The following is a 22,184-nucleotide window of genomic DNA, read 5'->3' as shown; positions in this document are numbered from 1 at the left end:
TATCCGCAGTGTTGCTTCTCGTCATCGCGGATGATAATTGTCCTCGGTAGTTGAACACGCCTGATTTGTATCATAGCTTAAGAATTAACTCAAAATATTTTCACTTCTTTACCTGAGCGGTTTGATTTTCGTTATGATGACGGAGCGAAAAAGACATTATTATTAGCCAAGGAAGAAAAAACGGGGACAAGCATGGCAAAGCCGATCATCACGCTCAATGGCCTAAAAATCGTCATTATGTTGGGAATGCTGGTCATTATTCTCTGCGGTATCCGTTTTGCCGCCGAGATCATCGTGCCGTTTATTCTCGCATTATTTATTGCTGTTATTCTTAACCCGCTGGTGCAACACATGGTCCGCTGGCGAGTGCCGCGTGTACTGGCAGTGTCGATTTTGATGACCATCATCGTGATGGCGATGGTGTTGCTATTAGCTTATCTGGGTTCCGCGCTCAACGAGTTGACGCGGACGTTACCGCAATATCGCAACTCTATTATGACGCCGCTGCAAGCGATTGAACCGTTGTTGCAACGCGTAGGGATTGATGTCTCAGTTGACCAACTGGCGCATTACATTGATCCGAACGCGGCGATGACGTTGCTCACCAACTTATTGACGCAGTTATCTAATGCCATGTCATCAATCTTTTTATTGCTGCTGACGGTGCTGTTTATGCTGCTCGAAGTGCCACAATTGCCCGGAAAATTTCAGCAAATGATGGCGCGTCCGGTTGAAGGGATGGCGGCGATTCAGCGTGCGATTGACAGTGTGTCTCATTATCTGGTGCTGAAAACAGCCATCAGCATCATCACCGGCCTGGTCGCCTGGGCGATGCTCGCCGCACTCGATGTTCGCTTCGCTTTTGTCTGGGGATTGCTGGCCTTTGCGCTTAATTACATCCCGAATATTGGTTCAGTTCTCGCGGCAATCCCCCCTATCGCTCAGGTACTGGTGTTTAATGGCTTCTACGAAGCGTTGCTGGTGCTGGCGGGATATCTGCTGATTAATCTGGTCTTCGGCAATATTCTGGAGCCGCGCATCATGGGACGTGGGCTGGGGCTTTCCACATTGGTGGTATTTTTGTCGTTGATTTTTTGGGGATGGTTGTTAGGACCGGTGGGTATGCTGCTTTCCGTGCCGTTGACAATTATTGTCAAAATTGCGCTTGAACAAACAGCGGGAGGTCAAAGCATCGCCGTTCTGTTAAGCGATCTCAATAAAGAGTGACGGCCTCCGCAGAGGCCGTCAGGGTTACAGAGCCTTCAGGATTGCATCCACGCTGGCTTTGGCGTCACCAAACAGCATGTGGGTGTTTTCCTTGAAGAACAGCGGGTTTTGCACACCAGCATAGCCAGTGTTCATCGAACGTTTAAAGACAATCACGTTCTGCGCTTTCCACACTTCCAGCACAGGCATACCAGCAATCGGACTCTTCGGATCATCCTGCGCCGCCGGATTAACCGTGTCGTTAGCACCAATCACCAGTACGGTATCGGTATCAGCAAAGTCATCGTTGATCTCGTCCATTTCCAGCACGATGTCATACGGTACTTTTGCTTCAGCCAGCAATACGTTCATATGTCCAGGCAAACGCCCCGCAACCGGGTGGATACCGAAACGCACATTAATACCACGAGCGCGCAATTTCTCAGTAATTTCAGCGACAGGATATTGCGCCTGCGCAACTGCCATGCCGTACCCCGGAGTAATGATCACTGAATGGGAGTTTTTCAGCAGTTCCGCTGTCTCTTCTGCAGTGATTTCGCGGTGCTCGCCCACTTCCTGATCATCACCAGTAGAAGAGCCGTCGGTGCCGAAACCACCCGCAATAACGCTGATAAAGGAACGGTTCATCGCCTTACACATAATGTAAGAAAGGATAGCCCCCGAAGAACCGACCAGCGCACCGGTCACAATCAGCAGGTCGTTGCTGAGCATAAAGCCCGCAGCCGCAGCCGCCCAGCCGGAGTACGAGTTCAGCATCGACACCACCACTGGCATATCTGCACCACCGATGGAGGCGACTAAATGCCAGCCGAATACCAGCGCAATGGCGGTCATTATCAGCAATGCCAGCACTTGCAGGCCGACGCTGTCCGTGCGAACAAATACAATCAGCAGCAGGAAGGAAACGACCAGAGCCGCCAGGTTCATTTTGTGACGGTTTGGCAGCATCAACGGTTTAGACGAAATCTTGCCACACAGTTTGCCGAACGCCACCACCGAACCCGTGAACGTTACCGCCCCGATGAAGATACCGAGGAACACTTCCGTCAGGTGAATATTGACCAGAATCGGTGCCATTCCCGCGTCATGATGCAGATAGCTGTTAAAACCAACCAGCACTGCCGCCAGACCCACGAAGCTATGCAGGATCGCCACCAGTTCTGGCATTTCGGTCATTTCAACTTTCTTCGCCAGACGGATACCAATTGCCCCACCAATGACCATAGCCAGCAAGATCCAGCCAACATTACCCGTATCCGGTCCAAAAATGGTTGCGATTAACGCAATCGCCATCCCGGCGATACCGAAGTTGTTACCCTGGCGAGACGTTTCATGTTTCGAAAGACCGGCCAGACTGAAGATAAACAGGATCGCGGCAACAATGTATGCAGCTGTAACTAATCCTCCAGACATATGTTACCCCTTAATTTTTGCGGAACATTTTCAGCATGCGCTGAGTCACGGTGAAGCCACCGAAAATATTAATGCTGGCTATAAGCACCGCGATAAAACTAAGGAAGCTAACCCAGCCGCCCTGGCCAATCTGCAACAGTGCTCCGACAACAATAATCCCTGAAATCGCGTTGGTGACCGACATCAACGGTGTATGCAGCGCGTGCGATACATTCCACACCACGTAATAACCGACAACGCAGGCCAGCGCGAACACAGTGAAGTGTCCAAGGAACTCTTTTGGCGCAACGCTTGCCATCCAGCCGAAAAGGATGATTGCCAACGCCATCAACGCGTATTTACGCCACGGTGAGCAGGCACATTTTTCCTCAGTTTTCACTTCCGGTGCCGCTTTTTGTGCCGCCTGCGGCTGAGCTGATACCTGAATCGGCGGTGCCGGCCAGGTAATTTCGCCCGCACGGATCACAGTCACGCCACGAATCACCACATCATCAAAATCCACAGTGATGTTGCCGTCTTTCTCTTTGCACAACAGTTTCAGCAGATTAACGAGGTTAGTGCCGTAAAGCTGTGAGGATTGCGTCGGCAGACGGCCCGGAAGATCGGTGTAACCAATTACTTTGACACCATTTTCCGTAGTGAAGATTTCACCCGGCACGGTGTATTCACAGTTGCCGCCGTTTTGGGCTGCCAGGTCGACAATCACACTGCCCGCCTTCATGGAGTCAACCATTTCACGGGTAATTAGCTTCGGCGCTGGTTTGCCTGGAATAAGCGCGGTGGTGACAATGATATCGACCTCTTTTGCCTGGGCGGCAAAGAGTTCCATTTCCGCTTTGATGAACGCGTCCGACATCACTTTGGCATAGCCATCGCCGCTGCCCGCTTCCTCTTTAAAATCCAGCTCGAGGAATTCTGCGCCCATACTTTGAACTTGTTCTTTCACTTCCGGGCGGGTGTCGAATGCACGCACAATCGCGCCGAGACTGTTTGCTGCGCCAATGGCGGCCAGACCTGCGACACCGGCACCAATCACCATCACTTTTGCCGGTGGCACTTTCCCGGCCGCAGTGATTTGTCCGGTAAAGAAGCGCCCAAATTCATGTGCCGCTTCAACAATGGCGCGATAACCGGCGATATTCGCCATCGAGCTTAGTGCGTCCAGCGATTGTGCGCGTGAGATACGCGGCACAGAGTCCATCGCCATCACGGTCACGTTACGTTCCGCAAGTTTTTGCATTAATTCCGGATTCTGCGCAGGCCAGATAAAACTCACCAGCGTTGTCCCAGGATTCAGTAACGCAATTTCATCATCTAACGGCGCATTGACCTTCAGAATGATCTCTGACTGCCAGACGCTATTCCCTTCTACAATTTCAGCGCCCGCTTGCACAAACGCTTTATCGTCAAAACTTGCCAGTTGACCCGCGCCGCTCTCTACCGCGACGGTAAAACCCAGTTTCAGCAGCTGTTCCACTGTTTTTGGCGTTGCTGCAACACGGGTTTCATTGGTTAACCGTTCTCTTGGTATGCCAATTCGCATGATATTCCCTTCCATCGGTTTTATTGATGATGGTTTGCTTGTGTCAGGAGCCACACAAGCCGCTCATGTACGAGCTAAATGTTACTCCGTTAAAATAAATTAGTAACAAACGCCCTATAACGTACTGAAAATTATGCCTGTGATCTAGCGCCAAAAATCAGTATTTCGGCGTGAACTCGCAAAATATTAACGATTCAGCCGTGATAGTGGGATAAACACCTTAGAACGCCGGATAAAGACTGATAATTGTCTTCGGCGGCCGGGTAAAACGAGACATCGCCCCGGCACAAATCACTACTTAACATTAAATTAACTTATACAATTCAGTTGCTTCAGTAGTATTGATGGTGATACGGCTGTTTTTTAAGCATAGACGGTCATTTGAGCAGAATTAAAATTGGTTTAAGGAATGTGATATGAAAAATGACGCAGACAGTTACACCGTTTAAATGCAATAATCAGCCACGTTTCTCGTTAATAACAATACCAGTACCTGGTTTGCGCAAGGCGAAGGATTATTTTTATGAAGCTTAAGAACACCCTCCTGGCGTCGGCACTGCTTTCTGCTACGGCATTCTCCGTTAACGCAGCAACAGAACTGACACCGGAGCAAGCGGCAGCGGTTAAACCTTTTGACCGTGTAGTGATTACCGGTCGTTTTAATGCTATTGGCGAAGCGGTGAAAGCCGTTTCTCGTCGCGCAGATAAAGAAGGTGCCGCCTCTTTTTATGTTGTCGACACTTCTGATTTTGGTAACAGCGGTAACTGGCGTGTGGTCGCTGACCTCTATAAAGCCGATGCTGAAAAAGCAGAAGAAACAAGTAATCGCGTAATTAACGGTGTTGTCGAACTGCCGAAAGATCAGGCTGTTCTGATTGAACCGTTTGACACGGTCACCGTCCAGGGCTTCTATCGTAGCCAGCCAGAAGTCAATGATGCCATCACCAAAGCAGCAAAAGCGAAAGGTGCCTACTCTTTCTACATCGTTCGTCAAATCGATGCCAACCAGGGCGGCAACCAGCGTATTACTGCATTCATCTATAAAAAAGATGCTAAGAAACGTATCGTCCAGAGCCCGGATGTCATCCCGGCAGATTCCGAAGCAGGACGTGCAGCTCTGGCTGCCGGTGGCGAAGCTGCGAAGAAAGTTGAGATCCCGGGTGTTGCGACTACCGCATCACCAAGTTCTGAAGTCGGTCGCTTCTTTGAAACCCAGTCATCAAAAGGCGGGCGTTACACCGTCACGCTCCCGGATGGCACTAAAGTCGAAGAACTGAACAAAGCGACAGCAGCGATGATGGTCCCGTTCGACAGCATCAAATTCTCTGGCAACTACGGCAACATGACCGAAGTCTCCTATCAGGTTGCGAAACGTGCCGCGAAGAAAGGTGCTAAGTATTACCACATCACCCGCCAGTGGCAGGAACGTGGTAATAACCTGACCGTCAGCGCAGATCTGTATAAATAACTATTCAGTTACTCCTATAAGGCGGCTTGATGCCGCCTTTCGCATTTTTAGTCATAAATTTCCCTGCGACCATTGCATGCAGACACATCTCTTCGTAAAATCCCGCGCTTCAGTGGCAAACTCCATTTTTATGCGTTTTGCCCTAATATTTATTCTTCTTGTCACGTTTTAATCACTGGATATCGATGGAAAAGAAACTGGGACTGAGCGCACTCACCGCGCTGGTATTAAGCTCAATGCTGGGCGCGGGTGTTTTCAGTCTGCCGCAAAATATGGCGGCAGTTGCCAGCCCGGCAGCACTGCTCATCGGCTGGGGTATTACTGGCGCTGGCATTTTATTGCTGGCCTTTGCCATGCTGATCCTCACGCGCATTCGCCCCGAACTTGACGGCGGTATCTTTACCTATGCCCGCGAAGGGTTTGGCGAGCTAATCGGCTTTTGTTCCGCATGGGGATACTGGCTGTGCGCGGTCATCGCCAACGTCTCCTATCTGGTGATCGTTTTTTCCGCGTTAAGCTTTTTTACGGACACGCCGGAATTGCGCCTGTTTGGCGATGGTAATACCTGGCAATCGATCGTCGGTGCATCGGCTTTATTGTGGATTGTTCACTTTTTGATCCTGCGCGGGGTGCAAACCGCTGCCAGCATTAACCTTGTGGCGACACTGGCAAAATTGTTGCCGTTGGGTCTGTTTGTTGTGCTGGCGATGATGATGTTCAAACTGGATACCTTCAAGCTCGACTTCACCGGACTTGCACTTGGCGTACCCGTGTGGGAACAGGTGAAAAACACCATGCTGATCACCCTGTGGGTTTTCATTGGTGTGGAAGGTGCCGTGGTTGTTTCTGCGCGTGCGCGTAATAAGCGTGATGTTGGCAAAGCGACACTGCTGGCGGTTCTCTCCGCTCTGGGCGTTTATTTGCTGGTAACGCTGCTTTCGCTGGGCGTGGTGGCACGTCCTGAACTGGCTGAAATTCGGAACCCGTCAATGGCCGGTCTGATGGTGGAAATGATGGGACCGTGGGGCGAAATCATCATCGCTGCCGGTTTGATCGTTTCCGTTTGCGGCGCGTACTTAAGCTGGACCATCATGGCAGCAGAAGTTCCGTTCCTTGCAGCCACTCATAAAGCATTCCCGCGCATTTTTGCACGCCAGAACGCACAAGCTGCGCCATCCGCTTCACTGTGGCTGACCAACATCTGCGTGCAAATTTGTCTGGTGCTCATCTGGCTGACCGGTTCCGATTACAACACATTGCTGACCATCGCCTCAGAAATGATTCTGGTGCCCTATTTCCTGGTCGGCGCGTTCTTGCTGAAAATCGCAACCCGTCCACTGCATAAAGCGGTAGGTGTCGGTGCCTGCATTTATGGCTTATGGTTATTGTACGCCTCTGGTCCAATGCACTTGCTGTTATCCGTTGTTCTGTATGCACCGGGGCTGCTGGTTTTCCTGTACGCGCGTAAAACGCATACCCATGATAATGTACTGAATCGTCAGGAAATGGTGCTGATTGGCATGCTGTTAATTGCCTCAGTTCCGGCGACCTGGATGCTGGTGGGATAACGTTCATCCCATCGTTGGATAGCAAAGGAGATAACGATGGGTAAAACCCAGTCCTTGCCAATATTAATTACTGGCGGAGGTCGCCGCATCGGCCTCGCCCTCGCATGGCATTTCATTAATCAAAAGCAACCGGTGATTGTCAGCTATCGGACGCACTATCCCGCCATTGATGGACTGATTAAGGCAGGTGCGCAGTGTATTCAGGCTGATTTTTCGACCAACGACGGTGTGATGGCGTTTGCCGATGAAGTACTAAAAAGCACCCATGGTCTGCGTGCTATTTTGCATAACGCCAGCGCGTGGATGGCGGAAAAACCGGGAGCGCCACTGACCGACGTACTGGCTTGCATGATGCAGATCCACGTTAATACCCCATACCTGCTCAACCATGCTCTGGAAAGATTACTGCGTGGGCACGGACACGCCGCCAGCGATATCATTCACTTTACCGATTATGTGGTGGAGCGCGGTAGCGACAAACATATTGCGTATGCTGCAAGCAAAGCGGCACTGGATAATATGACCCGCTCGTTTGCCCGCAAGCTGGCACCGGAAGTGAAAGTGAATTCTATTGCGCCATCGCTGATCCTGTTTAATGAACATGATGATGCTGAATATCGACAACAGGCGCTGAATAAATCACTGATGAAAACCGCGCCTGGCGAGAAAGAAGTGATCGACCTGGTCGATTACTTACTTACCAGCTGCTTTGTCACCGGACGCAGTCTCCCACTTGATGGCGGTCGTCATCTGCGTTAATGCAGCTTAATCCAGCATATAATCAACACCCATGCGCTTATTCCCCAGCACGCAACAGAGCCAACAAAAGCAGCGGGCAAGCGCATCATTCCGGTGAAATACCATAGGGACGCCAGGTAAACAAAATAGGGAATAATCGACCACATACTAAAAATGATGGTTGCGCGTAAGGCTTCAATGCCGCGTTCGCTGGCAACAATATAATGCGCGATAAGCGCAAAGGTCGGGAAAAGTGGAATCAGCCCGGCGATATAATAATTTTTCGTTTTTGCTAAAACACCAATCAACAGCACTACCAGCGCACCGAGCGCGGCTTTGATTACCAGCCCCATCTTTTTACCTTAACACTTTCATAACAAGTCATCAGTAGAATACCTGATGAAACCTTGTTTAGAAACGATTGATAGTAAGTAAAAACAGTGCGGTGTATTGTGACGTTTTTATATCTACCGTGAATGTTATGAACACTATCGTATTTGTGGAAGATGATGCGGAAGTCGGTGCACTGATTGCCGCATACCTGGCAAAACATGATATGCAGGTTACCGTAGAGCCGCGCGGCGACCGGGCCGAAGAAACTATTCTGCGAGAAAATCCGGATTTGGTGTTACTCGACATCATGCTACCAGGCAAGGACGGCATGACCATTTGTCGTGATTTACGCGCAAAGTGGTCCGGACCGATTGTTCTTCTAACCTCTCTCGATAGCGATATGAACCACATCCTGGCACTGGAAATGGGTGCCTGCGACTATATTCTCAAAACGACGCCCCCTGCTGTTTTGCTAGCGCGTTTACGTTTGCATTTGCGTCAGAATGAGCAAGCCACAGTGACCAAAGGTATTCAGGAAACGTCTCTGACTCCCTACAAAGCCCTGCATTTCGGCACGTTGACCATCGATCCCATCAACCGCGTAGTCACCCTGGCTAACACTGAAATCTCGCTCTCGACAGCTGATTTCGAATTATTGTGGGAATTAGCTACCCATGCCGGGCAAATCATGGACCGCGATGCATTGCTGAAAAATTTACGCGGCGTCAGTTATGACGGACTGGATCGTAGCGTGGACGTGGCTATTTCGCGGTTAAGAAAAAAACTGCTCGATAACGCCGCAGAACCTTATCGTATTAAAACCGTGCGTAACAAAGGCTATCTTTTTGCGCCTCATGCGTGGGAATAAGCGATGAAAAAACTGTTTATCCAGTTTTACCTGTTATTGTTTGTCTGCTTCCTTGTGATGTCTCTGCTGGTCGGGCTGGTGTACAAATTTACCGCCGAACGCGCAGGCAAACAGTCGCTGGATGATTTGATGAACAGTTCGCTGTATCTGATGCGCAGCGAATTGCGTGAGATCCCCCCACACGACTGGGGTAAGACGCTGAAAGAGATGGATTTAAATCTCTCTTTCGATCTGCGTGTCGAGCCACTGAGTAAATACCATCTTGATGATATTTCCATGCACCGGCTGCGTGGCGGCGAAATTGTCGCTCTGGACGATCAGTACACTTTTTTGCAACGTATCCCGCGCAGCCACTACGTGCTGGCAGTTGGTCCTGTTCCTTATCTTTATTACCTCCATCAGATGCGATTGCTGGATATCGCCCTGATCGCTTTTATTGCCATTTCCCTCGCCTTTCCGGTGTTTATCTGGATGCGTCCGCACTGGCAGGATATGTTAAAACTGGAAGCAGCGGCGCAACGATTTGGCGATGGGCATCTCAGTGAGCGTATCCACTTTGATGAAGGTTCGAGCTTTGAACGACTTGGCGTCGCATTTAACCAGATGGCGGACAATATCAACGCCTTGATTGCCAGCAAAAAACAGCTTATTGACGGTATCGCTCACGAACTGCGAACACCGTTAGTGCGCCTGCGTTATCGACTGGAGATGAGCGATAACCTGAGCGCCGCCGAATCCCAGGCGTTGAATCGCGATATCAGTCAACTTGAAGCTTTAATCGAAGAGCTGCTGACTTATGCCCGACTCGACCGCCCACAAAATGAGCTTCATCTTAGCGAACCAGACCTGCCGTTGTGGCTGTCAACGCATCTGGCAGATATTCAGGCAGTAACGCCCGATAAAACGGTACGGATAAAAACGCTCGCGCAAGGCCATTATGCGGCGTTGGATATGCGCTTAATGGAGCGCGTGCTGGATAATTTGCTCAATAACGCCCTGCGCTACTGTCACTCAACGGTTGAAACCAGCCTGCTACTGTCGGGGAATAGAGCGACATTAATTGTTGAGGATGATGGCCCAGGGATTGCCCCAGAAAACCGCGAACATATCTTTGAACCTTTTGTTCGCCTCGATCCCAGCCGGGATCGCTCAACCGGCGGCTGCGGGCTGGGGCTGGCAATTGTCCACTCTATAGCACTGGCAATGGGCGGTACGGTTAATTGTGACACCAGCGAACTGGGTGGTGCCCGCTTCTCGTTCAGCTGGCCGTTATGGCATAACATCCCGCAATTTACCTCTGCCTGACACTATGCGCACGGTGGTCAAGTCACCACCACTGTGCTATAAAATAAGGATGTTGTAACTAAAGTGGTTAATATTATGGCGCGTTACGATCTCGTAGACCGACTCAACACTACTTTTCGCCAGATGGAACAAGAGCTGGCTGCATTTGCCGCTGAGCTAGAACAGCACAAATTGCTGGTTGCCCGCGTGTTCTCTTTGCCGGAGGTAAAAAAAGAGGATGAGCATAATCCGCTTAATCGTATTGAGGTAAAACAACATCTCGGCAACGACGCGCAATCGCTGGCGTTGCGTCATTTTCGCCATTTATTTATTCAACAACAGTCCGAAAATCGCAGCAGCAAGGCCGCTGTCCGTCTGCCTGGCGTGTTGTGTTACCAGGTCGATAACTTTTCGCAAGCAGCGTTAGTCAGTCATATTCAGCACATCAATAAACTCAAGACCACGTTCGAGCATATCGTCACGGTTGAATCAGAACTCCCCTCCGCGGCACGTTTTGAATGGGTGCATCGTCATTTGCCGGGGCTGATTACACTTAATGCTTACCGCACGCTCACCGTTCTGCACGACCCCGCCACTTTACGTTTTGGCTGGGCTAATAAACATATCATTAAAAATTTGCATCGTGATGAAGTCCTGGCACAGCTGGAAAAAAGCCTGAAATCACCACGCAGTGTCGCACCGTGGACGCGCGAGGAGTGGCAAAGAAAACTGGAGCGAGAATATCAGGATATCGCTGCCCTGCCACAGAACGCGAAGTTAAAAATCAAACGTCCGGTGAAGGTGCAGCCGATTGCCCGCGTCTGGTACAAAGGAGATCAAAAACAAGTACAACACGCCTGCCCTACGCCGCTGATTGCACTGATTAATCGGGATAATGGCGCGGGCGTGCCAGACGTTGGTGAGTTGTTAAATTACGATGCCGACAATGTGCAGCACCGTTATAAACCACAGGCGCAGCCGCTTCGTTTAATCATTCCACGGCTGCACCTGTATGTTGCAGATTAACCCCCGGCTTTCATACTGCCGACCATCTGTTCTGGCCGTACCCAGCGGTCAAACTCGGCTTCGCTAAGATACCCCAGCGCAAGGGCCGCCGCTTTTAAGGTCAGCCCTTCTTTATGCGCTTTTTTGGCGATCTCGGCGGCTTTGTCATAACCAATGTGGGTGTTAAGCGCAGTCACCAGCATCAGCGATTCATTGAGTAATTGATTGATTCGCTCACGATTCGGTTCAATGCCCACTGCACAGTGTTTGTTGAAACTTTCCATGCCATCTGCCAGCAAGCGCACCGATTGCAGGAAATTATGGATCACCATCGGACGGAAGACGTTCAGTTCAAAGTTACCGGAAGCGCCACCCATGTTGATCGCCACGTCGTTCCCCATCACCTGACAGCAGAGCATGGTTAATGCTTCGCACTGTGTTGGGTTCACTTTCCCTGGCATGATTGAGCTGCCCGGCTCATTTTCCGGGATTGAGATTTCACCAATTCCGCAGCGCGGGCCAGAGGCCAGCCAGCGGACATCATTGGCAATTTTCATCAGTGACGCAGCCAACCCTTTCAATGCGCCGTGCGCCTGAACCAGGGCATCACAGGTCGCCAGCGCTTCAAATTTGTTCGGCGCGGTAACAAACGGTGCACAGGTAATGACTGCCAGTTCATCTGCTACGCGACGCGCATATTCCGGATGGGTATTTAGTCCAGTACCCACCGCTGTACCGCCCAGAGCCAGTTCCGCTACGTGAGGCAGGCTGTATTCGATATGTTTGAGATTATGCTCCAGCATCGCTACCCAGCCGGAAATCTCCTGCCCCAGCGTTAACGGCGTGGCGTCCTGCAAGTGGGTACGACCGATTTTGACGATATCGGCAAATGCGCGGGATTTTTCACTCAGCGTCTGGGTCAGGGTTTTAAGTTGTGGAATGAGTTGCTTGCGCAGCGCCAGCAGCGCCGCAACGTGCATCGCCGTCGGAAAGACATCGTTGGAACTTTGGCTTTTGTTCACGTCGTCGTTAGGGTGAACTTTACGTTCCATCCCGCGCACGCCGCCGAGTAATTCACTGGCCCGGTTAGCCAGCACTTCGTTCATGTTCATGTTACTTTGCGTGCCGGAGCCGGTCTGCCAGATAGCCAACGGGAATTCGTCGTCATGCTGTCCTGCCAGTACTTCATCCGCCGCCTGCCGAATGGCGCTCGCTTTCTCTTCAGACAACAAGCCTAAATCTTCATTAACTTTTGCCGCTGCGCGCTTGGTTAGCGCCAGCGCATGAATCAGTGAGGTGGGCATTTTCTCCGTCGAAATGCGGAAATGCTCCAGCGAGCGTTGAGTTTGTGCGCCCCACAGCTTATCTGCCGGGACATCAATCGCCCCCATCGAATCTTTTTCGCTGCGTACTGTATTCATGGCCTGCTCCTCACCTGATTAATTTTTTCTTTCTGTTTTGCTTTCGTTAAGCAACTTTTAGCTTACTCATTATTTACCATTTGATAACAAATGTTTGGTCTTTCGTGCCATGTAAAAAAACCGCCCCGAAGGGCGGCTCTGTTTATTTCACACAGCGGGTGCATTGTGTGAGTTGTATCTGCTGGAAGAAGTCATTTCCTTTATCATCCACAAGGATAAACGCCGGGAAATCTTCCACTTCAATTTTCCAGATGGCTTCCATTCCCAGTTCCGGATATTCAACACATTCCAGGCTCTTAATACTTCCCTGCGCCAATACAGCTGCCGGACCACCGATACTGCCGAGGTAGAAGCCGCCGTGTTTTTTACAGGCATCCGTCACCTGCTGGCTGCGGTTGCCTTTCGCCAGCATGATCATACTTCCGCCCTGCGCTTGCAGTTGATCGACATAAGAATCCATCCGTCCGGCGGTCGTTGGGCCAAGAGAACCGGAGGCATAACCTTCCGGCGTTTTGGCCGGACCCGCGTAGTAAATCGGATGATCTTTAATGTACTGCGGCAGCCCTTCACCGTTATCCATCCGCTCTTTCAGTTTGGCGTGAGCAATATCACGACCGACGATAATCGTGCCGTTAAGCGATAAGCGTGTAGAAACGGGATACTGCGACAACTGTGCGAGGATCTCTTTCATCGGACGGTTAAGGTCAACGCGCACCGCTTCGCCTTCTCCTGCTTTGCGCAGCTCTTCCGGGATATATTTGCCTGGATTATGTTCCAGTTTTTCGATCCAGATCCCCTGACGGTTGATCTTCGCTTTGATATTACGGTCAGCAGAACAGGAGACGCCCATACCGACCGGGCAGGATGCGCCGTGACGTGGCAGGCGAATCACGCGGATGTCATGAGCGAAGTATTTACCACCAAACTGCGCACCCAGACCAAGATTTTGCGCTTCGATCAGCAATTCTTTTTCCAGTTCCACATCGCGGAACGCCTGACCGTGCTCATTCCCTTCCGTTGGCAGTTCATCATAGTATTTAGCGGAAGCGAGTTTCACCGTTTTAAGATTCGTTTCTGCAGAAGTTCCACCAATAACGAACGCAATATGATACGGAGGACAGGCCGCCGTACCCAGCGTGCGCATCTTCTCAACCAGGTAATTTTTCAGTTTTCCCGGCGTCAGTAACGCTTTGGTTTCCTGATAGAGATACGTCTTGTTTGCCGAACCGCCACCTTTGGCGATACAGAGGAATTTGTACTCGTCGCCATCAACGGCATAAAGATCGATCTGCGCTGGCAAGTTGGTGCCGGTATTCACCTCTTTATACATATCCAGCGGCGCGTTTTGCGAGTAGCGCAGATTATCCTCGATATAAGTGTTATAGACACCGCGCGCCAGCGCCGCTTCATCACCGCCACCGGTCCATACACGCTGCCCTTTTTTACCAACAATAATCGCGGTGCCGGTATCCTGACAGGTTGGCAGAACGCCTTTTGCCGCGATGTCGGAGTTACGCAGGAATTGCAGCGCCACATATTTATCATTTTCGCTGGCCTCCGGGTCACGCAGAATGTCGGCCACCTGTTGTTGGTGAGCCGGACGCAGCATAAATGACGCATCATGAAACGCCTGACGCGCCAACAGAGTTAACGCTTCGGGTGCGACTTTCAAAATCTCCTGCCCTTCAAATTCAGATACGCTAACGTGTTCGCTGGTTAGCAGGTAATACTCAGTATCATCTTTTTTGAGTGGAAAAGGAGCCTGATAATGAAAGGGTTTGTTTGACATTGTTCTCTCACTTACTGCCTGGTTTGGTTATGCTCTGGGCGGGTGTTCCGTTGCCCTGTTAAAAGCGAGTAACAATATCCTACACACTTTTTTAACAAAAACTGAGACTAGTACGACTTTTTGCGGCTCCAGGTTACTTCCCGTAGGATTCTTGCTTTAATAGCGGGATTAATTTCCACATTAAAACAGGGATTGATCATGCAAAAACTCATTAACTCAGTGCAAAACTATGCCTGGGGCAGCAAAACGGCGTTGACTGAACTTTATGGTATGGAAAATCCGTCCAGCCAGCCGATGGCCGAGTTGTGGATGGGCGCGCATCCAAAGAGCAGTTCACGTGTGCACGATGCCGCAGGAGATATCGTTTCACTGCGTGATGTGATTGAGAGTGATAAAGCGACTCTTTTGGGAGATGCCGTTGCCAAACGCTTTGGCGAGTTGCCTTTCCTGTTCAAAGTATTATGCGCAGCCCAGCCGCTCTCCATTCAGGTTCATCCAAACAAACGCAATTCTGAAATCGGTTTTGCCAAAGAAAATGCTGCAGGTATTCCGATGGATGCCGCTGAGCGTAACTATAAAGATCCTAATCACAAGCCTGAGTTGGTTTTTGCGCTGACGCCTTTCCTTGCGATGAACGCGTTTCGTGAGTTTTCCGAGATTGTCTCCCTGCTCCAGCCAGTCGCAGGTGCACATCCGGCGATTGCTCACTTTTTACAACAGCCTGATGCCGAACGTTTAAGCGAACTGTTCGCCAGCCTGTTGAATATGCAGGGTGAAGAAAAATCCCGCGCGCTAGCGATTTTAAAATCGGCCCTCGACAGCCAGCAGGGTGAACCATGGCAAACGATTCGTTTAATTTCTGAATTTTACCCGGAAGACAGCGGCCTGTTCTCCCCGCTGTTGCTGAATGTGGTGAAATTGAATCCTGGCGAAGCGATGTTCCTGTTCGCTGAAACACCGCACGCTTACCTGCAAGGCGTGGCGCTGGAAGTGATGGCGAACTCCGATAACGTGCTGCGTGCAGGTCTGACGCCTAAATACATTGATATTCCGGAACTGGTTGCCAACGTGAAGTTCGAAGCCAAACCGGCTAACCAGTTGTTGACCCAGCCGGTGAAACAAGGTGCAGAACTGGACTTCCCGATTCCTGTGGATGATTTTGCCTTCTCGTTGCATGACCTTAGTGATAAAGAAACCACCATCAGCCAGCAGAGTGCCGCCATTTTGTTCTGCGTCGAAGGCGATGCAACGCTGTGTAAAGGTTCTCAGCAGTTACAGCTTAAACCGGGTGAATCAGCGTTTATTGCCGCCAACGAATCACCGGTGACTGTCAAAGGCCACGGCCGTTTAGCGCGTGTTTACAACAAGCTGTAAGAGCTTACTGAAAAAATTAACATCTCTTGCTAAGCTTATTAAAGGCTTATAACACCTTCAGGCGGCCAGTCCGCCTGATTTCATTTTATGGATAATCATTATGAATAAATCGCTGGTAGCGGTAGGCGTCATTGTTGCGCTAGGCGTAGTCTGGACAGGCGGCGCATGGTATACAGGCAAGAAGATTGAAACCCATCTCGAAGACATGGTCGCGCAGGCGAACGCGCAACTCAAACTGACAGCTCCTGAATCCAACCTGGAAGTCAGTTATCAAAACTATCATCGCGGCGTATTCAGCAGCCAGTTGCAACTGTTGGTGAAACCCATTGCCGGAAAAGTAAATCCGTGGATTAAAAGCGGTCAGAGCGTCATCTTCAACGAATCGGTTGATCATGGTCCCTTCCCGCTTGCCCAGCTTAAAAAACTGAACCTGATCCCGTCGATGGCATCAATTCAAACCACGCTGGTTAATAACGAAGTAAGCAAACCACTGTTTGATATGGCAAAAGGTGAAACGCCTTTTGAGATTAACTCCCGCATTGGTTACAGCGGAGATTCCAGTTCCGACATTTCGCTCAAGCCACTGAATTACGAGCAAAAGGATGAAAAAGTCGCATTTAGCGGCGGCGAGTTCCAGTTAAATGCAGACAGAGACGGCAAAGCTATCTCCCTTTCCGGGGAGGCGCAAAGTGGTCGGATAGACGCGGTTAACGAATACAACCAGAAAGTGCAGTTAACCTTTAATAATCTGAAAACCGACGGTTCCAGCACGCTGGCAAGTTTTGGTGAGCGCGTAGGAAACCAAAAACTGTCGCTGGAAAAAATGACCATTTCAGTGGAGGGCAAAGAACTGGCACTGCTGGAAGGCATGGAGATCAGCGGTAAATCGGATCTGGTCAATGACGGTAAAACGGTCAATAGCCAACTGGATTACTCGCTAAACAGCCTGAAGGTACAGAATCAGGATCTGGGCAGTGGCAAGCTGACTTTAAAAGTCGGCCAAATTGATGGCGAAGCCTGGCATCAGTTTAGCCAGCAATATAACGCGCAAACTCAGGCGCTGCTGGCACAGCCAGAAATTGCCAACAATCCCGAACTTTATCAGGAGAAAGTGACGGAAGCCTTCTTTAGCGCTCTGCCGCTGATGCTGAAAGGCGATCCGGTGATTACTATCGCGCCGCTAAGCTGGAAAAACAGTCAGGGTGAAAGTGCGCTGAATCTGTCGCTGTTCCTGAAAGATCCGGCAACGACTAAAGAAGCGCCGCAAACGCTGGCGCAGGAAGTGGACCGGTCGGTTAAATCTCTGGATGCGAAACTGACCATTCCGGTGGATATGGCAACTGAGTTAATGACTCAGGTAGCGAAGCTGGAAGGTTATCAGGAAGATCAAGCGAAAAAACTGGCGAAACAGCAAGTTGAAGGTGCATCAGCAATGGGGCAGATGTTCCGTCTGACCACCTTGCAGGACAATACCATCACCACCAGCCTGCAATATGCTAACGGTCAGATAACGTTAAACGGGCAGAAAATGCCACTGGAAGATTTCGTGGGTATGTTTGCGATGCCGGCATTAAACGTTCCGGCTGTACCCGCTATTCCGCAGCAGTAATTCACAGCCAAAACGCCGGAGATTTTTCTCTCCGGCGTTTTTTCTTACTTCAGCATAAAGTCATACTGAATACTCATTTTCACATCCCAGTAATTCAGGCGATCGCCCAGCGCACTGCCATCGCGCTTTTCCCGCCCTTTATCGGCAGCAAGAAAGAAATTCATCCCTTGTAACGGCCCTTCGCTGACCCGATAGTTCATACCACCTAAGATACCCGCGCCTTCAATCCGCACATCTCGTTTACTGGATTCATAGCCGCGAGTCACAATCGGTGCAAATGTCAGCGTAAATTGCGGAGTTAAACGATAGTTAACGCCCAATTGCCAGGACTGCATTCCTTCACGGTTACGATCAAGACTTAATGAAAAGGGATAGCCAATGTCGGTATCCACCACGGCACCATTCATTGCATGGCGCAAATAACCACCACTGCCAAATACGCTTCCCCACGGCGCAATCCAGGTCAATTGTCCACTAACCAACGCCGTTTCATTGGGCTGGCTGGTATTACGACTTAAACCTTCGAGTTGCGCGTAAAAGCCGAGCAACTCCCCTTTCAACGTATAATTCGGGTCGAGCGGTATGCTTTTCTCGAGAATACTTTGTATCTGATTGGAAACATCTTTCTGTACCGATGCCCCCAGAGAATAGCGACTGGTATCATCATGCCAACTGGCGGCTAAAAAAGAACGTGCGCGATGTTTATCGTATTTTCCCGTCTGGCTGTTATACACCCCTTCATCACGAATACCGGTTGTTGAATCGGTCCATAAAAATACTCGTGAACGCCACATTCCCCACAGGTCAATATTTGGCGTTAAAGCCCAACAACCTAATGCTCCTTCAGAAACTGTCGGTAATGTACGTTGCGAACTGCCAGCCATTAACGGAATACGATAAGGTAAGCTACCATAACTATAATCCGTCCCGAAGCGACCTAATTTAAGCAGACTACTTTCACTGGGTTTTATTTTTACTGCCCCCAGGGTAAAGCCAAAACTTTTATCACCATCAAGATACCACCGGGTGCTCATATCAGCACGAGCACCTAATTTATAAACATAATACGCCCCGCCTTCAACGCCAATAATATTGGAATAATAACCACTATTGAAATCGAGCAATCCTCCCTGTACCCATGCGTAAATATCTCTCCCCGCGCCAGCACTGGGCTTATCAGCCCTGCGTAATTCATTTTTCAGTCTGATGCGTAGTCCCGCTTCATCGTCAGCCAGTTGCGCCGCGTAAGCAGAGGTAAGGCCAGAGGCAGCCGTCAGGCAAATAACGGCCATGGCCACTATTTTTCTCATAGTTGCACCTTTGATGTTCTGATTATTTTTATTGAATATTAACTAGTGATATCGTTGATTAATTGCTGCTGCACTTTTTTACGATTATCAATTTCAACAACGATTTCTTTGAATTTTTTATCCGTGAGCGGATAAAACCAGATAATGACGAATGCCAGTAGCATAAATCCGCAAGGTACTAAGGCAATTGATGTGCGGATGCCCATAATAACTTCCGGCGTTTGCGCCTGATTGGCGATATATCCGCTTAATCCCAAAATAAAGGCAGGAATTGAACCTCCGATTGCCTGACCGCATTTACGGGTAAATGAGAATAGTGAATAGGTGAGCCCTTCAATTCGCACGCCAGTCAGGTATTCACCGTATTCTACGGTATCAGCTTCCAGTGCCCACATCACGGTCATGGTAACGCCCTGGCCAATTGATGCGATGGCCAACGCAACCAACGCCACCGGCAGTGACCAGACGGAAACCCAGAAGAACAGCAGATAACCGCAGGTTCCCAGCAAAGCGCCAATCAGGAAGGTATTCTTTTTACCGATCCTCGCGACCATCCCCGGCACCAGCGGTGCCGATGCCACAGTACCGACCAGGTTTTGCACCAGTACCAGCACAGTGAACAGCCCGGTATCATTTAACACATAGCGCACGTAGAACAACGACGAGGCGCTGACCGCGAAGGTCGAAATCAGCACACACAGCGCACCGATGCACAACATAAACAGCGGGCGATTCCGTTTCAGGGTTTGCAGACTGATCTTCAATGACGGCTGCGCCACGATACGTACCACATTCTCACGCGTCGATTTGAAGCAGATGAAGTAAAGCACCATTCCGGCAATCGCCAGCACAATTGTCCAGAAATGATATACCGACACCATCTCTTCCGGGCTGGAGTTCTTAATGCTCGGTCCTATCAGAAATGCCAGGCAGACAAAGGTCAATGAAGCGGCAATCCCGCGAGCCGCGCCCAGACGGGCGCGGGATTGTGGTTGTTGGGTCATCGCGGTAGCAAGTGAACCATAAGGAATATTCACCAGGCTGTAGCAAAGCCCGAGTCCCATGTAGGTCAAATATGCATACACAACTTTGCTGCTATGGCTCCAGTCGGTCGGCACCCAGAATACCAGCACGCTGAAGATCATTAACGGCGCAGTACCGAAGAGTAAAAACGGGCGGAATTTTCCCCATCGGGTATTCACACTGTCCACCACTCGTCCGGCAAAGACATCGGCGAAGGCATCGAATACCCGCACCAGTAACAGCATGGTGCCCGCCGCAGCGGCACCGACGCCAGCGACGTCGGTGTAGTAACTCAACAGGAAGAGCGCCCCCATTGCGAAGGCGAAGTTATTGGCGACGTCACCGAGGCTGTAGCCGACGATGGTGCGCCAGGAGAGTTGTTGATTCATTGTTTGCCTCCCTGCTGCGGTTTTTCACCGAAGTTCATGCCGGTCCAGCGTTTTTGCAGCAGAAAAGCCGCCGACTTCGGTTTGCGGTCGCGGGTGAAGATCCCTTTCTTGTTACCGCCAACGCGCAATATGCCTTGCGAGGTCGCAAAATCGGCGAAATTCCATACCTGCTCACCGACGACAGCGCTGACGCGATCAAAGACGCGGTGATACATATCCAGCCATGCACACTGATACTCTTCACTCCACATGTCGGTGTACATTGAGTGCAGGCCGGCTAACGTATCCACACCGTATTCGGTGATGATAATCGGCTGATGCAGTTTCTCCTGCCAGGCCAGAAGTTCTTTTTCCAGAACCTTCTCTGCCGTTTCCAAATCGCCGCTTTGGACATACCAACCGTAATAACGGTTCAGGCACAGCACATCAAAGAGATCGCTGATGGTATCGGTGTGAGCGTCGCAGAACATTACATTGACACAGGTGATCGGACGCGTCGGGTCGAGTTTACGCGTTGCTTCCGCCAGTGGCGCAAAATATTCCCGTGCACCTTGCGGACGGGTATCCGGTTCGTTGGCAATACTCCACATCACCACGCTTGGGTGGTTTTTGTCACGCGCAATCAGCTCTTTAATCGCCTGTAAGTGCGCCTGCTGGGTTTCCCCGTTGACTGCCTCTTCGCTGTACAGTTCTTTCGGCTTGTTGCCCGCTTCGAAACCAATGCCTAAAGAGAGGTTAAAGCCGACAGCTGCAGTTTCATCAATCACCACAATTCCATGTTCATCTGCCCAGTCGAGCATCTCTTCAGCGTAAGGGTAATGCGAGGTACGGTAGGAGTTGGCCCCAATCCAGTCCATTAGTGCGTGATCGTGCACCATCAGCACGTTATCGAATCCTTTGCCGCGCAAATCCGCATCTTCATGACGACCAAAGCCAGTAAAGTAGAACGGTTTGTGGTTGATCAGGAACTGTTCGCCCTTCACTGCCACTGACCGGATACCGACGCGCAGCAGGTAGATATCACACTCTGTCTGGCTTTTGGCTGTGACGCACAGTTCATAGAGATAACCTTCACCCGGTTGCCAGAGGTGCGGATTCACTACTTGCAAAGTCCCGCTGGTGCCTTGTCCAGTTGCAACCACCTGTTGATCCGCATCACGCAGTTCAACGCTGACATCACCATTTGCCCCCACCTGCCAGTCAACAGATGCGTGGTTACAGTCTTGCGCGACATGCGTCACCACGGTGATATCGTCCACCCAGGTATTCGGCGTGGTGTAGAGCATTACGCTGCGATGGATCCCGGCGTAGTTAAAGAAATCATGAAAGTAAGACTGCTTTTTCTTGCCGTTTTCGTCGGTAATCACCATTCCCGGCGGGATAGTCTGCCAGTTCAGTTCGTTGTTCACACAAACAGTGATACGTACACTTTTCCCGGCAATAACATACGGAGTGACATCGGCTTCAAATGGCGTATAGCCGCCCTGATGCTCCATCACTTCCTGATTATTTACCCACACTTTGCCGTAATGAGTGACCGCATCGAAACGCAGTACAATACGCTGGCCCGCCCAACCTTTCGGTATAAAGACTTCGCGCTGATACCAGACGTTGCCCACATAATTACGAATATCTGCATCGGCGAACTGATCGTTAAAACTGCCCGGCACAGCAATTGCCCGGCTTTCTTGTAACGCGCTTTCCCACCAACGCTGATCAATTCCACAGTTTTCGCGATCCAGACTGAATGCCCACAGGCCGTCGAGTTTTTTGATTTCACGGGTTGGGGTTTCTACAGGACGTAACATAAGGGACTCCTCAT

Annotated in this window: 17 protein-coding genes; 9 read left to right on the top strand and 8 right to left on the bottom strand. The window is 50.4% G+C overall.

Annotation, left to right across the window (positions count from 1 at the left end):
- Nucleotides 1–192 precede the first annotated feature (192 nt).
- Nucleotides 193–1,227 (top strand): AI-2 transporter TqsA, encoded by a 1,035-nt coding sequence (gene tqsA, locus HBM92_RS11540; protein WP_001118215.1) that lies wholly within the window; start codon nt 193–195, stop codon nt 1,225–1,227.
- A 24-nt stretch (nt 1,228–1,251) separates the two neighbouring features.
- On the opposite strand, the gene pntB is transcribed toward tqsA, so the two are convergent.
- Complete coding sequence (pntB, locus tag HBM92_RS11535; RefSeq protein WP_000014036.1) at nt 1,252–2,640, bottom strand: Re/Si-specific NAD(P)(+) transhydrogenase subunit beta; 1,389 nt, start codon at nt 2,638–2,640, stop codon at nt 1,252–1,254.
- Between the two features lie 10 nt (nt 2,641–2,650).
- The gene (gene pntA, locus HBM92_RS11530; protein ID WP_001298661.1) at nt 2,651–4,183 is read right to left on the bottom strand and encodes a Re/Si-specific NAD(P)(+) transhydrogenase subunit alpha; all 1,533 of its coding nucleotides are present in this window, start codon (nt 4,181–4,183) and stop codon (nt 2,651–2,653) included.
- A 523-nt stretch (nt 4,184–4,706) separates the two neighbouring features.
- Here pntA and ydgH point away from each other — a divergent pair.
- The 3 genes from ydgH (at nt 4,707) to folM (ending at nt 7,978) form a co-directional block, all read left to right on the top strand.
- Nucleotides 4,707–5,651, top strand: coding sequence for a DUF1471 family protein YdgH (ydgH, locus tag HBM92_RS11525; protein ID WP_000769307.1), 945 nt, complete (start codon nt 4,707–4,709; stop codon nt 5,649–5,651).
- A 185-nt stretch (nt 5,652–5,836) separates the two neighbouring features.
- Complete coding sequence (locus HBM92_RS11520; protein WP_000412379.1) at nt 5,837–7,219, top strand: amino acid permease; 1,383 nt, start codon at nt 5,837–5,839, stop codon at nt 7,217–7,219.
- Between the two features lie 36 nt (nt 7,220–7,255).
- Nucleotides 7,256–7,978 (top strand): dihydromonapterin reductase, encoded by a 723-nt coding sequence (gene folM, locus HBM92_RS11515; protein ID WP_000520812.1) that lies wholly within the window; start codon nt 7,256–7,258, stop codon nt 7,976–7,978.
- On the opposite strand, the gene HBM92_RS11510 is transcribed toward folM, so the two are convergent.
- Nucleotides 7,975–8,310 carry a GlpM family protein gene (locus tag HBM92_RS11510; protein ID WP_000524861.1) on the bottom strand — a complete coding sequence of 112 codons (336 nt, stop codon included), beginning with the start codon at nt 8,308–8,310 and terminating at the stop codon, nt 7,975–7,977. The two genes, folM and HBM92_RS11510, sit on opposite strands and share 4 nt — an antisense overlap.
- A 128-nt stretch (nt 8,311–8,438) precedes the next feature.
- Here HBM92_RS11510 and rstA point away from each other — a divergent pair, with 128 nt between their 5' ends.
- The 3 genes from rstA to tus all read left to right on the top strand — a co-directional run bounded on the left by rstA (nt 8,439) and on the right by tus (nt 11,468).
- A complete protein-coding gene (gene rstA, locus HBM92_RS11505; protein ID WP_001298660.1) occupies nt 8,439–9,158 on the top strand; it encodes a two-component system response regulator RstA in 720 nt (239 codons plus the stop codon).
- A gap of 3 nt (nt 9,159–9,161) precedes the next feature.
- Nucleotides 9,162–10,463, top strand: a complete 1,302-nt coding sequence (gene rstB, locus HBM92_RS11500) for a two-component system sensor histidine kinase RstB (protein ID WP_000732519.1) — start codon at nt 9,162–9,164, stop codon at nt 10,461–10,463.
- 75 nt (nt 10,464–10,538) lie between these two features.
- Nucleotides 10,539–11,468: a DNA replication terminus site-binding protein gene (gene tus / locus HBM92_RS11495; protein WP_001327661.1), complete on the top strand. Its 930-nt coding sequence runs from the start codon at nt 10,539–10,541 to the stop codon at nt 11,466–11,468.
- Here the strand turns inward: tus and fumC are convergent.
- Entirely contained in the window at nt 11,465–12,868 is a 1,404-nt protein-coding gene (gene fumC / locus HBM92_RS11490; protein ID WP_001099099.1) for a class II fumarate hydratase, read from the bottom strand. The genes tus and fumC overlap by 4 nt on opposite strands.
- Nucleotides 12,869–13,010: 142 nt before the next feature.
- Entirely contained in the window at nt 13,011–14,657 is a 1,647-nt protein-coding gene (gene fumB / locus HBM92_RS11485; protein ID WP_000066639.1) for a class I fumarate hydratase, read from the bottom strand.
- A 198-nt stretch (nt 14,658–14,855) separates the two neighbouring features.
- On the opposite strand from fumB, the gene manA reads away from it, so the two are divergent.
- Nucleotides 14,856–16,031 (top strand): mannose-6-phosphate isomerase, encoded by a 1,176-nt coding sequence (gene manA / locus HBM92_RS11480; protein WP_001170643.1) that lies wholly within the window; start codon nt 14,856–14,858, stop codon nt 16,029–16,031.
- A gap of 100 nt (nt 16,032–16,131) precedes the next feature.
- A complete protein-coding gene (locus tag HBM92_RS11475; RefSeq protein ID WP_001043378.1) occupies nt 16,132–17,640 on the top strand; it encodes a YdgA family protein in 1,509 nt (502 codons plus the stop codon).
- 44 nt (nt 17,641–17,684) lie between these two features.
- Here the strand turns inward: HBM92_RS11475 and uidC are convergent, their stop codons facing one another.
- Genes uidC through uidA form a run of 3 tightly spaced genes read right to left on the bottom strand, consistent with a single transcriptional unit; the run spans nt 17,685 to nt 22,170 of the window.
- The gene (uidC, locus tag HBM92_RS11470; RefSeq protein WP_001227048.1) at nt 17,685–18,950 is read right to left on the bottom strand and encodes a glucuronide uptake porin UidC; all 1,266 of its coding nucleotides are present in this window, start codon (nt 18,948–18,950) and stop codon (nt 17,685–17,687) included.
- A 38-nt stretch (nt 18,951–18,988) separates the two neighbouring features.
- Nucleotides 18,989–20,362, bottom strand: coding sequence for a glucuronide transporter (gene uidB, locus HBM92_RS11465; RefSeq protein WP_001075887.1), 1,374 nt, complete (start codon nt 20,360–20,362; stop codon nt 18,989–18,991).
- Complete coding sequence (uidA, locus tag HBM92_RS11460) at nt 20,359–22,170, bottom strand: beta-glucuronidase (RefSeq protein WP_000945903.1); 1,812 nt, start codon at nt 22,168–22,170, stop codon at nt 20,359–20,361. Before uidA ends, uidB begins: the two co-directional genes overlap by 4 nt.
- Nucleotides 22,171–22,184 lie beyond the last annotated feature (14 nt).

The sequence above is a fragment of the Escherichia sp. E.sYA108 genome, assembly GCF_011754335.1.
GTDB lineage: Bacteria > Pseudomonadota > Gammaproteobacteria > Enterobacterales > Enterobacteriaceae > Escherichia > Escherichia coli.
The sequence above is the reverse complement of the archived record's forward strand: the minus strand, read 5'-3'. Positions and strand labels throughout refer to the sequence as shown.